At 70.7% G+C, this 16,811-nt stretch carries 16 protein-coding genes, 3 pseudogenes and 1 riboswitch; of the genes and pseudogenes, 18 read left to right on the plus strand and 1 reads right to left on the minus strand.

The window, feature by feature from the left end; genetic code table 11:
• Both H0487_RS23995 and H0487_RS16950 read left to right on the plus strand, forming a co-directional pair.
• The coding region (locus H0487_RS23995) for a patatin-like phospholipase family protein (RefSeq protein WP_220793515.1) at window positions 1-1,374 on the plus strand (1,374 nt) is incomplete at its 5' end.
• A complete protein-coding gene (locus H0487_RS16950) occupies window positions 1,371-3,020 on the plus strand; it encodes an FAD-dependent oxidoreductase (protein ID WP_183095411.1) in 1,650 nt (549 codons plus the stop codon). The genes H0487_RS23995 and H0487_RS16950, both read left to right, overlap by 4 nt.
• Here the strand turns inward: H0487_RS16950 and H0487_RS16955 are convergent.
• Window positions 2,995-3,894: an adenylate/guanylate cyclase domain-containing protein gene (locus H0487_RS16955; RefSeq protein ID WP_183095412.1), complete on the minus strand. Its 900-nt coding sequence runs from the start codon at window positions 3,892-3,894 to the stop codon at window positions 2,995-2,997. The two genes, H0487_RS16950 and H0487_RS16955, sit on opposite strands and share 26 nt — an antisense overlap.
• 24 nt (window positions 3,895-3,918) lie before the next feature.
• Between H0487_RS16955 and H0487_RS16960 the strand changes: the two genes are divergently transcribed.
• The 16 genes and pseudogenes from H0487_RS16960 to H0487_RS17035 form a co-directional block, all read left to right on the plus strand.
• Complete coding sequence (locus H0487_RS16960) at window positions 3,919-4,674, plus strand: CoA transferase subunit A (protein WP_183095413.1); 756 nt, start codon at window positions 3,919-3,921, stop codon at window positions 4,672-4,674.
• Complete coding sequence (locus tag H0487_RS16965) at window positions 4,671-5,306, plus strand: CoA transferase subunit B (protein ID WP_183095414.1); 636 nt, start codon at window positions 4,671-4,673, stop codon at window positions 5,304-5,306. The genes H0487_RS16960 and H0487_RS16965 overlap by 4 nt, the downstream gene beginning before the upstream one ends.
• Window positions 5,303-6,652 carry a hemolysin family protein gene (locus H0487_RS16970; RefSeq protein WP_183095415.1) on the plus strand — a complete coding sequence of 450 codons (1,350 nt, stop codon included), beginning with the start codon at window positions 5,303-5,305 and terminating at the stop codon, window positions 6,650-6,652. The genes H0487_RS16965 and H0487_RS16970 overlap by 4 nt, the downstream gene beginning before the upstream one ends.
• Window positions 6,645-7,712: a hemolysin family protein gene (locus tag H0487_RS16975; protein ID WP_183095416.1), complete on the plus strand. Its 1,068-nt coding sequence runs from the start codon at window positions 6,645-6,647 to the stop codon at window positions 7,710-7,712. The genes H0487_RS16970 and H0487_RS16975 overlap by 8 nt, the downstream gene beginning before the upstream one ends.
• A gap of 21 nt (window positions 7,713-7,733) precedes the next feature.
• Complete coding sequence (clsA, locus tag H0487_RS16980) at window positions 7,734-8,351, plus strand: cardiolipin synthase ClsA (RefSeq protein ID WP_183095417.1); 618 nt, start codon at window positions 7,734-7,736, stop codon at window positions 8,349-8,351.
• A complete protein-coding gene (locus H0487_RS16985; protein ID WP_183095418.1) occupies window positions 8,351-9,238 on the plus strand; it encodes a DUF881 domain-containing protein in 888 nt (295 codons plus the stop codon). The genes clsA and H0487_RS16985 overlap by 1 nt, the downstream gene beginning before the upstream one ends.
• 3 nt (window positions 9,239-9,241) lie before the next feature.
• Window positions 9,242-9,574: a small basic family protein gene (locus H0487_RS16990; RefSeq protein WP_183095419.1), complete on the plus strand. Its 333-nt coding sequence runs from the start codon at window positions 9,242-9,244 to the stop codon at window positions 9,572-9,574.
• Window positions 9,567-10,358 (plus strand): DUF881 domain-containing protein, encoded by a 792-nt coding sequence (locus tag H0487_RS16995; RefSeq protein WP_183095420.1) that lies wholly within the window; start codon window positions 9,567-9,569, stop codon window positions 10,356-10,358. Before H0487_RS16990 ends, H0487_RS16995 begins: the two co-directional genes overlap by 8 nt.
• Before the next feature lie 10 nt (window positions 10,359-10,368).
• Window positions 10,369-10,755: a glycine cleavage system protein GcvH gene (gcvH, locus tag H0487_RS17000; protein WP_183095421.1), complete on the plus strand. Its 387-nt coding sequence runs from the start codon at window positions 10,369-10,371 to the stop codon at window positions 10,753-10,755.
• Window positions 10,756-10,827: 72 nt separating this feature from the next.
• A pseudogene (locus tag H0487_RS24545) lies at window positions 10,828-10,872 on the plus strand (hypothetical protein); the annotation flags it as partial.
• Between the two features lie 259 nt (window positions 10,873-11,131).
• Window positions 11,132-11,338: pseudogene (locus H0487_RS24550) on the plus strand (FHA domain-containing protein); the annotation flags it as partial.
• Between the two features lie 53 nt (window positions 11,339-11,391).
• Window positions 11,392-12,075: pseudogene (gene ftsR / locus H0487_RS17015) on the plus strand (transcriptional regulator FtsR); the annotation flags it as partial.
• A gap of 85 nt (window positions 12,076-12,160) precedes the next feature.
• On the plus strand, window positions 12,161-12,628 hold the full coding sequence (locus H0487_RS17020) for a bifunctional nuclease family protein (RefSeq protein WP_183095422.1): 468 nt from the start codon (window positions 12,161-12,163) through the stop codon (window positions 12,626-12,628).
• A 156-nt stretch (window positions 12,629-12,784) separates the two neighbouring features.
• The gene (locus H0487_RS17025) at window positions 12,785-13,381 is read left to right on the plus strand and encodes a MerR family transcriptional regulator (protein WP_183095423.1); all 597 of its coding nucleotides are present in this window, start codon (window positions 12,785-12,787) and stop codon (window positions 13,379-13,381) included.
• Between the two features lie 39 nt (window positions 13,382-13,420).
• Window positions 13,421-13,511, plus strand: a riboswitch (glycine riboswitch).
• Window positions 13,512-13,608: 97 nt separating this feature from the next.
• Window positions 13,609-16,428 (plus strand): aminomethyl-transferring glycine dehydrogenase, encoded by a 2,820-nt coding sequence (gcvP, locus tag H0487_RS17030; protein WP_183095424.1) that lies wholly within the window; start codon window positions 13,609-13,611, stop codon window positions 16,426-16,428.
• The coding region (locus H0487_RS17035) for an acyl-CoA thioesterase domain-containing protein (protein WP_312855992.1) at window positions 16,425-16,811 on the plus strand (387 nt) is incomplete at its 3' end. The genes gcvP and H0487_RS17035, both read left to right, overlap by 4 nt.

The raw sequence follows: 16,811 nt of genomic DNA on the forward strand, positions 1-16,811 counted from the left end.
CGTCGAACGTCCGCACCGGCGACGGTCGCCGTGGTCCCCGCGGCGGGCGCCGATGCCGCGGCACTCGCTGCCGCGCTGGGCGCAGCGACCCCGCTCTGGGCGATCGGCCCCGACCTGGTGGACCGGGAGCTCGGCCGCGGCGCGGCGCGGTCTCCCGCGGGCTCGGAGCACGAGCGGGCCCTCGCGGACTACTTCGACACCGCCGAGGTCGAGCACCCGCTGATCCTGCTGCTCGCCGACGGCGATGCGGAGTCGGCGTGGACCGAACGGGCAGTCCGCCGGGCGGACCGGGTGCTCGTCGTCGCTCCTGGTGGGATGCGTCCCGACCGGCAGTCCCGGGCGCTGCTGTCCCACGTCGCCGCGATCGCGCCCGAGGTCCCGCGCGAGCTGGTGCTCGTCCACCGCGGCGGCCGGCCGCCGGGAGGGTTGACGGCGCTGTGGCGGGACGCGGGGGACCTCACCCGCCAGTCGCACGTCGTCGCGGACGCCGACGAGGACTGGCGCCGGCTCGCCCGTCACCTCACGGGGAAGGCGACCGGGCTGGTGCTCGGCGGCGGTGGCGCCCGTGGCTTCGCCCACATCGGGGTGCTCCGCGCACTGACCGAGGCCGGCATCGAGATCGACCGGGTGGGCGGCAGCAGCATGGGCGCTCTCGTCGGCGGGCTGTGGTCGACCGGGCTCACGGCGGCGGAGATCGTCGAGGCCAACCGGGAGATCTGGCACGAGATCCGTCCGCTCAAGGGCTTCACGCTCCCGTTCGTCGCCCTCCACGGGTCCCGCCGCAGCCGGTTGGCGATGGCGGGCGCGTTCGGGACCGCGCGGATCGAGGACCAGGCACGCGAGTTCTTCTGCACCTCGACCAACCTGACCCGCAACCGCAGCATGATCCACACGAGCGGGCCGTTGGCGCGGTACGTGCTGGCGAGCGTGTCCATCCCGGGCATCGTCGCTCCGGTCATCGACCGCGGCGAGCTGCTGGTCGACGGGGGAGTGCTCGACAACCTGCCGGTGGACCCGATGAGCCGCACCGGCACCGGCTCCGTCATCGCGAGCGACGTGTCGCCGCCCCGGACCTTCTCCGTCGGGATGCACTGGGAGCAGGCCCCCGGCATCGTCGACGTGGTCCGGCACAAGTTGCGCCAGTCGGCCGGCACGGCGTTCCCGAGCATCGTCCGGATCCTCGAGCGCACCGCGACGCTGGCCAGCGACCGCGCTGCCTCGACGCAACGGTTGCGCAGCGACGTGCGTTTCATCGCGCCTCCGGTCGCCCAGTACGACACCCTCGACATGCGACACCTGGACGAGATCGTCGAGGTCGGCTACCGGTCGGCCGTCGACGCGATCTCCCGATGGACGGAGGAAGAGTCCCCATGACCCGAGCCGAGGACACGGCGCCGCCCGCGCGCCCCGTGAGAGTCGTCTGCCTGGGGGGCGGCTGGACGGCGATCTACCTGGCGCGTTCGCTGAAGAAGGCCATCAACCGGGGCGACGTCGAGCTCACCATCGTCAGCCGCGACAACTTCCACACCTTCCACGGCTTCATCGCCGAGATGCTGACCGGCAAGGTGTCACCGACCAACATCACCAGCCCGGCGCGACGGCTGTTCCCGCCAGCGCGGTTCCACAACGCAGAGATCAAGTCGGTCGACGTCGCGCAGCGGACGGTGACGACCTCGCGGCTGCTCGACGGCAAGGAGACCGTGCTGGAGTACGACGACCTCGTGGTCGCCCTCGGCTCCATCGACGACCTGGCCCGCTATCCCGGGATCGCCCAGCACGCGTTCCAGCTCAAGACGTTCGCCGACAACTTCAAGGTCCGCAACCACCTGCTGGCGATGCTCGAGATGGCGGAGATCGAGACCGACCCGGTCGAGCGTCAGCGGCTGCTGACGTTCATCGTGGTCGGCGGCGGCTTCGGCGGCGTCGAGGTCGCCACCGAGCTCATGGACTACTTCCGCCGGTTGGCCCGCAAGGAGTACCCCGGGATCGACGACAGCGAGATCCGGGTGCTGCTGGTGCACTCGGGCGACCGGATCCTGCCCGAGCTCGCCACCCGGCAGCCGAAGCTCATCGGCTACGCCGAGCGCACCATCGCCAAGGGTGGGGTCGAGGTGCTCACCGGCACCCGGATCACCGCCGCGACCAGGGACGAGGCGATCCTGTCCGACGGGACCGTCGTCCCGACCAGGTCGATCATCAGCTCCTCCGGCACCGCCCTCTCGCCGTTGGTCGACCTGATGCCCTACGAGCGCGACGAGCGCGGTCGGATCATCACCGACGAGAACGTCCAGGTGCTCGGCACCGACAACGTCTGGGCGGCCGGCGACTGCGCCGCGGTCCCGCACCCCCAGGGCGGGACCTGCCCGGCGGTCGCCATCTACGGGATGTACGGCGGTCGCCAGATCGGCCGCAACATCCAGCGCCGGATGGCGGGCAAGCCGCTGAAGAAGTTCACGTTCGCGGGGCTCGGCGACGCCTGCTCGCTGGGGCGTCGGAAGGCCGTGTCCCACCTCAAGGGGATGCGGTTCTACGGCCTGCCGGCCTGGATCCTCTGGCGCACGTTCTTCTGGTGGTTCGTCCCGACCTGGGAGCGCAAGGCCGACATCGCCTTCGACTGGATGATGGCGCCGATCTTCGGTCGCGACATCGTCGGCGTCCGGGTCGCGCCGCCGTTCGGGCTGCGGCGGGAGCACTACGAGCAGGGCCAGGCGGTCGTCCGCCAGGGTGAGGTCGGGCAGCAGATCTACGTGATCGCCAGCGGCACGGCCGACATCCTCCGCGAGACGCCTGAGGGCGAGGTGGTGGTCACGACCCTGGGGGCCGGTGACCACTTCGGCGAGAAGGCCGTGTTCGAGCAGACCCGGCGCACGGCGACGGTCCGTGCGACGTCGCCCCTGGAGGTCCTCTCGCTCGGCCAGTCGGAGGCGCGGGCGCTCGCCGAGACCATCGAGACGTTCGGTGCCGCGGTCCGCGAGCTCCCGAACGAGCCGGAGGTCAACCCTGCGCCACTCGGAACCTGATCCGGGTCGCGCCGACCACCAGCTCGTCGCCGTCCCCGAGCGGGACGGGGGTGGAGACCCGGATCTCGTTGACCTTGGTGCCGTGCGTCGACTGGAGGTCGGTGAGCACGAAACCGGCCGGGGTGCCGGTGATCGCGCAGTGGTGGCGGCTGACGAGCTCGTCACCCAGCACCAGGTCGTTGTCGGGCATCCGTCCGATCCGCAGACCGTTCTCGTCGACCTTGATCGTCCGGCCGTCGGTCATCACCAGCTCGGCGGTCGAGACGGCCGCGGGTCGGTAGAGGGTCCGCGCGACGACCGCGGCGGCCGCGCCCGAGGTGCCGAGCGACTTGATCCGCGGGAACGACGTCAGCATGCCCTCGGCGTGGATCTGGAAGAGGCGCTCGTCCTCAGCGAGGTCCTTGATCGGGTGCGCACCGAGGTCGGTGATCTCCAGGCCCTCGGGACGGGTGTCGAAGTCGGAGACGACCGCCTGGGACGCGACGATCTGGCCACCGCTCGCGGTGCCCATGATCCGTGCCGCGCGGTGCACGTCGTAGCCGACGAAGCTGCCGTCGTACGACGCCACCATGCCGACGTGGAGACCCGTCCGTGATCGGATCGGACGGTCGCCGGGCCAGGTGACCTCGCCGAGCTCGCGCTGCGCCTGGATGGCGGCGTCGACGGCGTCGCGGACCGACCCGAAGACGACGAAGAACCCGTCGCCGGCCGTGTCGACCTCGTGGCCCTGATGAGCAGCCCAGGCGCGCCGGCAGGTCTCGCGGTGCAGGCGCAGCACTTCCTTCCAGCCCTGGCCCAGCCGGTTGGCGTGCAACGTCGAGCCCTCGATGTCGGAGAACAACATCGCGAGGCGCCGCTGGGAGAGCTCGCTCACGGTCGACATCCTAGAGTTCGCCTCATGGACAAGGTGGTAGCCAGTGCAGCCGACGCGGTTGCGGACATTCCCGACGGCGCGACGGTGTCGGTGGGCGGCTTCGGGTTGTGCGGGATCCCGTCGGTCCTGATCGAGGCTCTCCTGGAGCAGGGCGCTCGAGACCTGGAGGCGGTCTCGAACAACTGCGGTGTCGATGAGTGGGGGCTGGGGCGGCTGCTGTTCGCCCGTCGGCTGCGCCGGATGGTGTCCTCCTACGTCGGGGAGAACAAGGAGTTCGCCCGGCAGTACCTCTCCGGTGAGCTCGAGGTGGAGCTGACCCCGCAGGGCACCCTGGCCGAGCGGATGCGCGCCGGCGGGTCAGGGATCCCGGCGTTCTTTACCGCCACCGGCGTCGGGACCCAGGTCGCGGACGGTGGCCTCCCGTGGCGGTACGACGCCGCTGGGACGGTCGTGGTCGCCTCGCCCCCCAAGGAAGTCAGGTCCTTCGGCGGACGCGACTACGTCCTCGAGGAGGCGATCGTCGCGGACTTCGGGATCGTGCGGGCCTGGAGGGGCGACCGGCACGGCAACCTCGTCTACCGGGACTCCGCACGCAACTTCAACCCGTTGGCCGCCATGTGCGGTCGGATCACGATCGCGGAGGTCGAGGAGCTGGTGGAGCCGGGCGAGCTGGACCCGAACAACATCCACACGCCGGGGGTGTTCGTGCATCGCGTGCTCGCCCTGACACCAGAGCAGGCCGCTGACAAGCGCATCGAGAAGAGGACGGTGACCCCGTGAGCTGGACTCGCGAGCAGATGGCGGCGCGGGCGGCTTCCGAGCTCGTCGACGGTTCCTACGTGAATCTCGGGATCGGCCTCCCGACGCTGGTCCCCAACTACGTCCCCGAGGGGGTGGAGCTGATCCTCCAGTCCGAGAACGGCATCCTCGGTGTCGGTCCCTACCCGACCGAGGACAAGGTGCACCCGGACCTCATCAACGCGGGCAAGGAGACGGTCACGGTCAACCGTGGCGCGTCGTTCTTCGACTCCGCGACCTCCTTCGGCATGATCCGGGGCGGCAAGATCGACGCGGCGATCCTGGGTGCGATGCAGGTGTCGGTCACCGGTGACATCGCGAACTGGATGATCCCCGGCAAGATGGTCAAGGGCATGGGCGGCGCGATGGACCTGGTCCACGGCGCGAAGCGGGTCATCGTGCTGATGGAGCACACGGCACCCGACGGTGGTTTCAAGATCGTCAACGAGTGCTCGCTGCCCTACACGGGCCTGCGGGTGGTGCAGCGGATCATCACCGACCTCGGCGTGATCGACATCGAGCCCGACGGGCTGCACCTGGTCGAGCTGGCCCCCGGCGTCACCGGGGACGAGATACGGGCGAAGACCGAGCCGCCTTTGATGAACCGACAATGACCACAGCGCTCCTCCTGCTCGCGCTCGCGATCGTGCTCGTCCTCGCCTGCGGCATGTTCGTCGCGGCCGAGTTCGCGTTCGTCACCGTCGACCGCAGCCAGGTCGACAAGGCCGCCGCCGAGGGCGACGCGACTGCGGTCGGCGTGCAGCGCGCGCTGCGGTCGCTGTCGACCCAGCTCTCGGGGGCACAGGTCGGGATCACGGCGACCAACCTGGGCATCGGCTTCCTCGCCGAGCCGGCGATCTCCGAGCTGCTGCGGCCACCGCTGGAGTCCGCAGGGGTCTCCGAGGGAGCGGTCGGCCCGGTGGCGCTGACGACCGCCCTCGTGCTCAGCACCGTGTTCACCATGCTCATCGGCGAGCTCGTGCCCAAGAACGTCGCCCTGGCGCTGCCGCTCGCGACCGCACGGGCGACGCAGGGGCCGATGCGGTCCTTCACCACCGCCATCCGGGGGCCGATCCGCGTCCTCAACGGGGCGGCCAACGCGATCGTCCGGTGGTTCGGCATCGAACCGCAGGAGGAGCTGCGCTCCGCCCGCAGCTCGACCGAGCTCGCCTCGCTCATCCAACGCAGCGCCGACGTCGGGACGCTCGACGCCGACACCGCGGAGCTGATGGAGAAGTCGGTCGAGTTCGGCACCCGCACCGCCGGGGAGATCATGACCCCGCGGGTGCGCACCCGGTCGCTGGAGGAGAACGACCGCGCGAGCGCGATCATCGACCTGGCCCGCGAGACCGGTCACTCCCGGTTCCCGGTCCTCGACGAGCACGACGCGGTCATCGGCACCGTGCACGTGAAGAACGCGGTCGCGCTGCCGGTCCCCGAACGGGCGACCACGCGGGTCAAGCACCTGATGGCCAAGCCGATCGTGGTCCCGGACAGCCTGCGGCTCGACCCGCTGATGGCACTGCTGCGACGCGACGGCTTCCAGCTGGCCGTCGTCCTCGACGAGTACGGCGGTCATGCCGGCATCGTGACCCTCGAGGACGTGGTCGAGGAGATCGTCGGCGACATCGCCGACGAGCACGACCGGCTGGGCAGCCGGGGCCGGCTGCGCCGCGACGGGACCTGGTCGGTCTCCGGGCTGCTCCGACCCGACGAGGTGGAGGACCTGACCGGCTTCCAGCTCCCCGAGAGCGAGGACTACGACACCATCGCCGGCTTGTTCCTCAAGGCCGTCGGGCGGATCCCCGTGCCGGGCGAGCAGGTCGTCGTACCCCTCGTGGAGCAGCGCGAGGACGAGGACGACCCCCTGCGCCAGGCGGTGCTGACCGTCGAGCACATGGACGGGCTGCGGATCGACCGGCTCGCGCTGCGCGTCGAGGTGGTGGTCGTCGATGAGTGAGGTCGCCGCCCTCGTGCTGACCGTCGTGCTGCTCGCCGGCAACGCGTTCTTCGTCGGGACCGAGTTCGCGCTCATCGCGGCCCGCCGCAGCCAGATCGAGCCCCGCGCCCAGGCCGGCTCACGGCTGGCCCGGATCACGCTGCGGGCCTTCGGCCAGATGCCGCACATGATCGCAGGCATCCAGCTCGGCGTGACGGTCTGCTCGCTGCTGCTCGGCGCGATCTCCGAGCCGGCGATCTCCCACCTGATCGAGCCGATCTTCGAGGCGGCGCACCTCCCGCACGAGCTGCTCCACCCCGTGGGGTTCGCCGTCGCGCTCAGCATCGTCGGGTTCCTGCACGTCGTGCTCGGGGAGATGGTTCCCAAGAACGTCGCGCTCGCGGGACCCGACCGCGCCGTCCTCCTCCTCGCGCCGCCGATGCTGGCGCTGGTCACCCTGCTGCGGCCGGCGATCGTGGCGCTGGACCTGATGGCCAGGGTGATCCTGCGACTGCTGCGCGTCCAGCCCAAGGACGAGATCGGCTCCAGCTTCACCCGTGAGGAGGTAGCGGCGCTCGTGGAGGAGTCGCGTGGCGAGGGCCTCATCGCCGAGGACGAGTACGACCGCCTCGCGGGCGCCCTCGGCTTCACCGAGAAGACGGTCGCCGGGGTGATGATGCCGCCAGCGTCGCTCACCACCGTCCGGCGTGGCTCGACCGGTGCCGACGTCGAGGCGGTCTGCGCCGCGACGGGCTACAGCCGGTTCCCCGTGGTCGACGGCCCCGACGGTCCGGACGGGGCACCTGAGCTGGTGGGCTACCTGCACATCAAGGACGTGCTCGAGCCCGACGAGAGCCGCCGGCTCCGGCCGATCGCCGACCGTTGGGTGCGCCCGTTCGCGACGGTGGGGGAGGACGCCCTGCTCCATGACGTCCTCGAGCACCTCCAACGACGTGGCGCCCACATGGCGCGGGTGGTCGCTGCGGACGGCAGCACCTTGGGGGTCGCGGCCCTCGAGGACGTCATCGAGGAGCTCGTCGGCGAGATCCGCGACGCGGCCCATTCCGACGATGTCGGGTGACCCCTGACTAGGGTGTCCAACGTGGCAGGGGCGACGACGCGTGACGACGGTGAGTCGACCGCTGTTTTCACCATCCCCAACGTGCTGAGCGCTCTGCGGCTCGCTGGCGTGCCGCTCTTCCTCTGGCTGGTGCTCGGCCCCGAGGAAGACGCGTGGGCGCTGGTCGTGCTCATGGTCTCCGGGGTGACGGACTTCCTCGACGGCTGGCTGGCACGCAAGCTCAACCAGCAGTCGGCCCTGGGCCAGATCCTCGACCCGGTCGCCGACCGGCTCTACATCCTGGCGGTCGTGGTCGGGCTCGCCCTGCGCGAGGTGATCCCGTGGTGGCTGGCGGTGTCGTTGCCGTTGCGCGACCTGCTGTTGTGGGGTCTGGTGCCGCTGCTGCGGACCCGGGGCTACAGCGCGCTGCCGGTGCACTTCCTCGGCAAGGCGGCGACGTTCAACCTGCTCTACGCCTTCCCGCTGCTCCTGCTCGGTGACGGCACCGGGGCCGTCGCGACCCTCGCCCAGATGTTCGGGTGGGCCCTCGCCCTGTGGGGGATCGGTCTCTACTGGTGGGCGGGCGTCCTCTACGCCTGGCAGGTGCGCAAGCTGATGGCGACGACCGAACGCCGTCCGGCGCGGTCTGCGGGGACCTGATGACCGACCAGCCCGACAGCCGGGACGATGCCGCCGAACGGATGCGCACGCCGCTGCTGGCTCTGATCACCGCCGAGGCACTGGAGCGGGACTACCAGATGGTCGCCCGCCGACGGATCGCCAGTGGTACGCCGCGTCCGCTCGGGCGGTCCCGCTGGTCCGGCCGGATCGGCGTGGTGAGCGTGGTCGCCGTCTTCGGCGCCCTGGTGACGGTGGCCGGTGCCCAGGCGTCGCGCGACGCCGACATCGACACCGCGAGCCGCGAGACCCTCATCGACCGGATCGAGACCGGCCGCGCACTCGTCCAGGCCCAGCAGGGGCAGATCTCCGACCTGCGTGAGGAGATCGCCGAGGGAGACGAGGGGCTGCGCCGCCTCGGCTCGGCCGTGAGCGACGCGGAGGGGCGCGCCGACCAGCTCGGCGGCGTCACCGGCTTCACCCCGGTGACGGGGGAGGGGATCGACATCCGGCTCGACAACGCGCCGTACGCCGACCCCGACACCGAGCACATCCGGGACTCCGACCTGGCCCTGCTCGTCAACGCGCTCTGGACCGCGGGCGCCGAGGCGGTCGCGATCAACAACCAGCGGCTGTCGCTGCGGTCGCCGATCCGCAACTCCGGGAGGGCGATCGAGGTCAACAGCATCGGCATCGCCCCGCCGTACCTGGTCGAGGTGGTCGGCAACAAGGACACGCTGTCGGCCAACCTGCTCGAGACGAGCAGCGGTGCGGCGTTCTCGGTGCTGGCCGCCGACTACGGCTGGAGCTACGAAGTGGACAATGTGGACGAGCTCCGCCTGCCTGCTGCGCCGCCGCGGCTGCGCAACCTAAGGTCTGCCACGGAGATCACGGAGAGCGGACCCGTGCCGGACGAAGGAGGCGAGTAGCCAGTGATCGCAGTTCTCGGCCTGCTCGCCGGTGTGCTCCTCGGGTTCGTCTTCCAGCCCGACGTCCCGATCGGCCTGGAGCCCTACCTGCCCATCGCGGTCGTGGCCGCGCTCGACGCGGTGTTCGGCGCGCTGCGCGCGTATCTGGACGGCATCTTCGACGACAAGGTCTTCGTCGTCTCGTTCATCAGCAACGTCGTCATCGCCTCGGGGATCGTCTACCTCGGCGACCGGCTCGGCGTCGGCGGCCAGCTCTCGACGGGCGTGATCGTCGTCCTCGGGATCCGGATCTTCACCAACGTGGCCGCCATCCGGAGGCACGTCTTCCATGCCTGACGACCAGGACGCGGGCACGAACCTGCCGAAGGACCTGCCGAAGGGCCCGCCGAAGGAGCCGCAGGACGGGCCGCGGCAGCGGATCGTCGCGGGTCTCGCGCGGCCGTCCCGACGCCAGGTGGTGGTGGGCGTGCTGCTCGCCGTCCTCGGCTTCGCCGGCGTCACCCAGGTCCGAGCCAACGAGACCGACGACACCTACGCGGGCCAGCGCGAGCAGGAGCTCATCGACATCCTCTCGGCGCTCGCCGGCACCCGCCAGCGCTCCGAGGAGGAGATCGCCGAGCTCGAGGAGGTCCGCGACGAGCTCCAGGACGACACCAGTGCACGCCGGGCGGCCCTCGAGCAGGCCCAGGAGGACGTCGACGAGCTCAACGTCCTCGCCGGGCTGGTGCCGGTGACCGGCCCGGGTATCCGGATCACCATCGTCGAGGAGACCGGGCGGGTCTCGCTCTCCTCGATGCTCGACACGATCGAGGAGCTGCGCACCGCCCAGGCGGAGGCGATGCAGCTCAACGGCACCGTGCGGATCGTCGCTCAGACGTCCTTCGAGGAGACCGAGGGCGGGTTCCTCGTCGACGGCGAGCTCGTCGAGGCGCCGTACGTCCTCGACGTCATCGGTGACCCGTCGCTGCTCGCGTCGTCGCTGGAGTTCCTGCTCGGTCCCCGACAGCAGCTCCAGGAGGACGGCGCGGACCTCGACGTCGACGAGCTGAGCTCGATCGACATCGAGACGGTGGTCGAGCTGGAGGAACCTGACTTCTCCGCGCCCGACCCTGGTGAGTAGCCTTCGCCCCATGACGCCTGAGGACCTCAAGTACACCGTCGAGCACGAGTGGCTCCGCACGCCCGGTGAGCAGCCCGGATCGGTGCGTGTCGGCATCACCGACTTCGCCCAGGACGCCCTCGGCGACATCGTCTACGTGTCCCTCCCCGACGTCGGCGCGACCCTCACGGCCGGCAGCGCCTGCGGCGAGCTCGAGTCCACCAAGTCGGTCAGCGACGTCTACGCGCCGGTCACCGGCGAGGTCGTCGCGCGCAACGACGCGCTGGACGCGACCCCCGAGCTGGTCAACAGCGACCCCTACGGTGAGGGCTGGCTCTTCGAGATCGTGCCCGGCGACGCGGGCGAGGTCGACCAGCTCCTCGACGCGGCGGGTTACGAGGCCCAGATCGCTGGCTGAGCGTGTAGGTTCGGACCTGCGACCTCAACCTCACCCTGACCCTCATCTTGAGGGACCGCTCGAGGAGAACTGATGCCTTTCTGCACCGCTTGCGGTCGACAGAACCCGGACGACGCCCGGTTCTGCTCCCAGTGCGGCACCCGCCTGGTCACGCCGGAGCCGACGATCGATCCGAGTGACGCCACGGCCACGATCACCTTCGTCGGCGGCGACAAGGTCGAGACCTCCGACCGCCAGCTGAGCGCGATCGACGCCGCGGCGGTCGACGCCCTCCCGGTCGGCTCGGCGCTGCTGGTCGTCCAGGAGGGCCCNGGGTGCCGGCAGCCGCTTCCTCCTCGACCAGGAGGTCGTCAATGCCGGCCGCCACCCCGAGAGCGAGATCTTCCTCGACGACGTGACGGTCTCGCGCCGGCACGCGGTCTTCAACCGGACCGGCGAGGCCTACACCGTGAGCGACGTCGGCAGCCTCAACGGCACCTATGTCAACCGCGACCGCATCGAGACCGTGGCGCTCAAGGACAGCGACGAGGTCCAGATCGGGAAGTACCGCCTGGTGTTCTTCGCAGGGCACGAGGACGTCTGATCCTCGTGGGAGTCCAGTCCGCCGAGCGCCACGAGGCGCTGCTCAACATCGGCCAGGTCCTCGACCTGCTGCGCCCCGACTTCCCTGACATCACGATCCCGAAGATCCGGTTCTGGGAGGCGGAGGGGCTGATCAAGCCCCAGCGCACGCCGGCGGGCTACCGGAAGTTCTCCGAGCACGACGTCGACCGGTTGCGCTACGTCCTGACGATGAAGCGCGACCACTACCTGCCGCTCAACGTGATCCGCGAGCACCTCGACGCGATGGACCGCGGGCTGGAGCCGCCGCAGATCGACGCGGTGGTGCCGACGGTCCCCAAGGTCGTGCTCGCCGACGACGGTCTCCCGTCCGCGGAGTCCTTCCGGCGTACCGACAACTTCCGCCTGTCCCGCAAGGAGCTGATCAAGATCGCTGAGATCGGCGAGGACGTCCTGGCGCAGCTCGAGGACTTCGGCCTCATCAGCGCCCTCCCGACCGGGCACTACGACACCGACGCCCTGGTGATCGCACAGGCAGCGAAGGAGCTCGCCGAGTTCGGGCTCGAGCCGCGCCACCTGCGCGCCTTCAAGACCGCCGCCGACCGCGAGGTCGGACTCGTCGAGCAGGTCGTCGCCCCGGTGCGGAGGAGCCGCGACGCGGCCGCGTCGGCGCGTGCCGAGGAGGCGATGAGCGAGATCGCCGCCCTGTCGCTGCGCCTTCACGCGACCCTGGTGAAGGCCGGCCTGCGCCGACTGTGACCGGTCGGTGACCGGCGTCAGCCCGGGTCCGCACGGACTGGGGCGGACCGCTCCGAGCCCAACCGGCGCGGAGTAGTCTGGTCGCATGCGCGAGGTCGACGTCATGGGTGTGCGGGTGGAGATGCCGTCCAACCAACCGATCGTGCTGCTGCGGGAGGTGTCGGGAGACCGCTATCTGCCGATCTGGATCGGTGCCGTCGAGGCCACCGCGATCGCCTTCGCCCAGCAGGGTGTCGTCCCGCCGCGGCCGCTCACGCACGACCTCATGAAGGACATCCTCGCCGCGACGGGGAGCGAGCTGACCCAGGTGCGGATCACCGACGTCAAGGACGGCGTCTTCTACGCGACGCTCGTCTTCGGCTCGGGGGCCGAGGTCTCTGCACGCCCGTCGGACTCGATCGCGCTCGCGCTGCGCACGGGCACGTCGATCTTCTGCTCCGAGGACGTCCTCGACGAGGCCGGCCTGGCTGTTCCCGCCGAGCAGGAGGACGAGGTCGAGCGGTTCCGTGAGTTCCTCGACCACGTCTCTCCGGAGGACTTCGAGGCGCACTAGTGCCCTTCCTGCGCCCCGGAAGGGACCCAAACCCTCAACTAAAGGGTGAGAGTTGCGACACGCCGGGTGAGGGTCTTTGACCATGCCACGCACAGCGCCGTACCTTGAGGTGTCGGCATCTTCCCCCCGCCGACCGGACCACGACCGGAGGACCGCGTGAACGAGCACCAGCCCGACGCTGGCAGCCAGGCTGCCGACGTCGCTGCCGTTGTCGCAGAGGAGCAGGGTCTGCTCTTCACCGACGACGTGTCGCCGCTCCCGAGCGACCTCGGCTACCGCGGTCCGACCGCCTGCAACGCAGCGGGGATCACCTACCGCCAGCTCGACTACTGGGCCCGCACCGGCCTGATCGAGCCCAGCGTGCGCGGCGCCTCCGGCAGCGGCACCCAGCGGCTCTACAGCTTCCGCGACATCCTGATCCTCAAGGTCATCAAGCGACTGCTCGACGCGGGCATCTCGCTGCAGCAGATCCGCACGGCGGTCACCCACCTCCGCGAGCGCGGCACCGACGACCTCACCCAGGTCACGCTGATGAGCGACGGCGCCTCGGTCTACTACTGCACGAGCAACGACGAGGTCATCGACCTGCTCCAGGGAGGTCAGGGCGTCTTCGGCATCGCCATCGGCGGTGTGTGGCGCGAGATCGAGGGCACCCTCGCTGAGCTGCCCAGCGAGCACGCCGCCCAGGACGAGGCCGACCCGGTCGCTGGCGACGAGCTCGCCGCACGACGCGCTGCTCGCACCGCGGGCTGACCCGCCGCGCTGCTGACCGGCTGATATTCTCGCAACTGCTGATCCCGCGCGGGAGAGTCTGGGCCCGACCCAGCGCCGAAGGGGCAAATCCTCCCCGGAACCTCTCAGGCAAAAGGACCGTGCGGACGGGCGACTGTGGAGCCGCGTCCTGGGCAGGACCCAGGGCGGGGTGACAGAGGGGGAGGGCTCGATCCGTCGATCCGTCGATCCCGAGGACCTGTCTGCCCATGAGTGCCCCCTTCGTGAACCGTCACATCGGCCCCGACGACCAGCAGGTCGAGGCCATGCTGAGCCGGCTCGGCTACCCGTCCCTCGACGCACTGATGGACGCTGCCGTGCCGAAGTCGATCCGCTCGACCGACGCGCTGGCGCTGCCGGCCGCGGTCAGCGAGGCCGACGCCGCCGCCGAGCTGCGCGCGCTCGCCGGCGCCAACGTGCCGGGGGAGTCGATGATCGGGCTGGGCTACCACGCCACGATCACACCGCCCGTGATCCGCCGCAACGTGCTCGAGGACCCGAGCTGGTACACCGCCTACACGCCGTACCAGCCGGAGATCTCCCAGGGCCGGCTCGAGGCGCTGCTCAACTTCCAGACCATGATCAGCGACCTCACCGGCCTGCCGACGTCGGGCTCGTCCCTCCTCGACGAGGGCACCGCGGCCGCCGAGGCGCTGGCGCTCGTGCACCGGGCTCGTCGCAACCTTTCCGGACCGTTCGTCATCGACGCCGACGCGCTGCCGCAGACCATCGACGTCGTGCAGACCCGCGCCGACGCCATCGGCATGGACGTCGTCGTGGCTGACCTCACCGACGGACTGCCCGAGGGGGCTGTGGCCGGCGTCCTCATCCAGTACCCCGGGGCTTCGGGCCGCATCCTGGACCCACGCCCGCTCATCGAGGCGGTCCACGAGCGCGGTGGCCTCGCTGTCGTCGCGGCCGACCTGCTCGCGCTCACGCTGCTCGAGGCGCCCGGCGCCCTCGGGGCCGATGTCGTCGTCGGCTCGAGCCAGCGCTTCGGTGTGCCGCTGTTCTACGGCGGGCCGCACGCCGGCTTCATGAGCGTCTCGGCCGGTCTGGAGCGACAGATCCCTGGTCGCCTGGTCGGTGTCTCGATCGACGTCGAGGGACGGCCGGCCTACCGGCTCGCGCTCCAGACCCGCGAGCAGCACATCCGGCGCGACAAGGCGACGTCCAACATCTGCACCGCGCAGGTGCTGCTCGCCGTGACCGCGTCGATGTATGCCGTCTATCACGGTCCCGCGGGGCTGAAGGCGATCGCGGAGGAGATCCACGACCACACCCGCCGACTCGCAGCCGCGCTGTCCGCAGCCGGCATCGGGGTCGTCCACAGCGCGTACTTCGACACGCTGCTCGTGCAGGTGCCGGGCGGCGCCGACGCGGTCGTCACGGCAGCACGGGCGGGCGGTGTCCACCTGCGCTCGGTCGACGCCGACCACGTCGGGATCAGCATCGGCGAGACCGCAGGTGAGGCCGACCTGGAGGCCGTGCTCGCCGCCTTCGGCGCGTCAGCCGGAGGCGAGGTGGCAGAGGTCGTGCCGGCCCCGCTCCAGCGGCGCACGCCGTACCTCACCCACGAGGTCTTCAACACCCACCACAACGAGACCTCGATGCTGCGTTACCTGGCGAAGCTGTCGAACCGCGACTACGCGCTCGACCGCGGCATGATCCCGCTGGGCTCGTGCACGATGAAGCTCAACGCCACGACGGAGATGGAGCCGGTGTCGCTGCCGGGCTTCGCCGACCTGCACCCGTTCGTCCCCGCAGCCGACGCGACCGGCTACCGCGCGCTCGTCGACGAGCTCGAGGGCTGGCTCGCCGAGGTCACCGGCTACGACAAGGTGTCGATCCAGCCCAACGCCGGCTCGCAGGGCGAGTTCGCCGGGATGCTCGCCATCCGCGCGTTCCACGACGCCAACGGGGACGAGGGCCGCCGGGTGTGCCTGATCCCGTCCTCGGCCCACGGCACCAACCCGGCATCGGCCGTCATGGCCGGCATGTCGGTCGTCGTGGTCAAGGCAGACGAGGACGGCACCGTCGACCTCGAGGACCTGCGCGCCAAGTGCGAGCAGCACTCCGAGACGCTCGCCGCGATCATGGTCACCTACCCGTCGACGCACGGCGTCTACGAGGAGACCATCACCGAGCTCTGCGAGATCGTCCACGCGCACGGCGGCCAGGTCTACATCGACGGCGCCAACTTCAACGCCCTCCTCGGGTATGCCAAGCCCGGCCAGTTCGGCGGCGACGTCTCGCACCTCAACCTGCACAAGACGTTCTGCATCCCGCACGGAGGGGGCGGCCCGGGCGTCGGGCCGGTCGCGGTGCGTGCCCACCTCGCGCCGTACCTGCCGTCCCACCCGCTGCACCCGGACGAGACCAAGCGCGACGGTGTCGGCGCGATCAGCGCGGCGCCCTACGGGTCGTCGGGCATCCTGCCGATCTCGTGGGCCTACGTGCGGATGATGGGGGCCGAGGGCCTCACCCGGGCCACCGCGGTCGCGGTGTTGTCGGCCAACTACGTCGCCGCGCGCCTCGGCGAGCACTTCCCGGTGCTCTATCGCGGCGACACCGGCCTGGTCGCCCACGAGTGCATCCTCGACGTCCGCGACATCACCAAGGAGACCGGGGTCTCCGTGGACGACGTCGCGAAGCGGCTCATCGACTACGGCTTCCACGCGCCGACGATGTCCTTCCCGGTCGCCGGCACCCTGATGGTGGAGCCGACCGAGTCCGAGGACCTCGCCGAGCTCGACCGGTTCTGTGACGCGATGATCGCCATCAAGGGCGAGATCGAGCAGGTCGCCGCCGGCGAGATCGCCGTCGACGACTCGCCGCTCCACCACGCCCCGCACACCGCGCGGGCGCTGGTGGGGGAGTGGGACCGGAAGTACTCCCGCGAGGAGGCCGTGTTCCCCTCCGGTATCACCGCCGACAAGTACTGGCCGCCGGTGGCGCGCATCGACCAGGCGTACGGCGACCGCAACCTGGTCTGCTCGTGCCCGCCCATGGATGCCTACGCCGAGTGAGCGGATCCGCTGACGAGATCGAGTTCGTCCTCGGCTGGTTCCGCGCCGAGGAGGGCGGCGGCTTCACCCCGATGCCGCTCGCCCAGAGCCTGTGGAGCGCCGACCAGATGCACGGGGTGGCGGTCAGCGGGTTGCTGGCGCGGGCGCTGGAGCGCACTGTCGCCGAGAGCGGCCGGGACGACCTCGTCCCGGCGCGCTACCACGTCGACCTGTTCCGCCCGGCGCGGATGACCCTGACGTCGGCGTCGGCGACGGTGGTCCGCGAGGGGCCGCGCCTGATGCTCGTCGACGCCGTGGTCGAGCAGGACGGGGCGGCGGTCGCCCGGGCGAGCGCGACCTTCCTCAAGCGGTCGGAGCCGGCGAGCGGAGCGGTCTGGTCGGCG

This window comes from Nocardioides stalactiti (assembly GCF_014180715.1).
GTDB classification, from domain to species: Bacteria; Actinomycetota; Actinomycetes; order Propionibacteriales; family Nocardioidaceae; genus Nocardioides; species Nocardioides stalactiti.

Excerpts from the sequence above, each read along its gene's own strand:
- H0487_RS16950 (WP_183095411.1), top strand. The coding sequence starts at position 1,371 with ATGACCCGAGCCGAGGACACGGCGCCGCCCGCGCGCCCCGTGAGAGTC.
- H0487_RS16960 (WP_183095413.1), top strand. The coding sequence starts at position 3,919 with ATGGACAAGGTGGTAGCCAGTGCAGCCGACGCGGTTGCGGACATTCCC.
- H0487_RS16970 (WP_183095415.1), top strand. The coding sequence starts at position 5,303 with ATGACCACAGCGCTCCTCCTGCTCGCGCTCGCGATCGTGCTCGTCCTC.
- H0487_RS16975 (WP_183095416.1), top strand. The coding sequence starts at position 6,645 with ATGAGTGAGGTCGCCGCCCTCGTGCTGACCGTCGTGCTGCTCGCCGGC.
- H0487_RS16985 (WP_183095418.1), top strand. The coding sequence starts at position 8,351 with ATGACCGACCAGCCCGACAGCCGGGACGATGCCGCCGAACGGATGCGC.
- H0487_RS16995 (WP_183095420.1), top strand. The coding sequence starts at position 9,567 with ATGCCTGACGACCAGGACGCGGGCACGAACCTGCCGAAGGACCTGCCG.
- gcvH (WP_183095421.1), top strand. The coding sequence starts at position 10,369 with ATGACGCCTGAGGACCTCAAGTACACCGTCGAGCACGAGTGGCTCCGC.
- H0487_RS17020 (WP_183095422.1), top strand. The coding sequence starts at position 12,161 with ATGCGCGAGGTCGACGTCATGGGTGTGCGGGTGGAGATGCCGTCCAAC.
- gcvP (WP_183095424.1), top strand. The coding sequence starts at position 13,609 with ATGAGTGCCCCCTTCGTGAACCGTCACATCGGCCCCGACGACCAGCAG.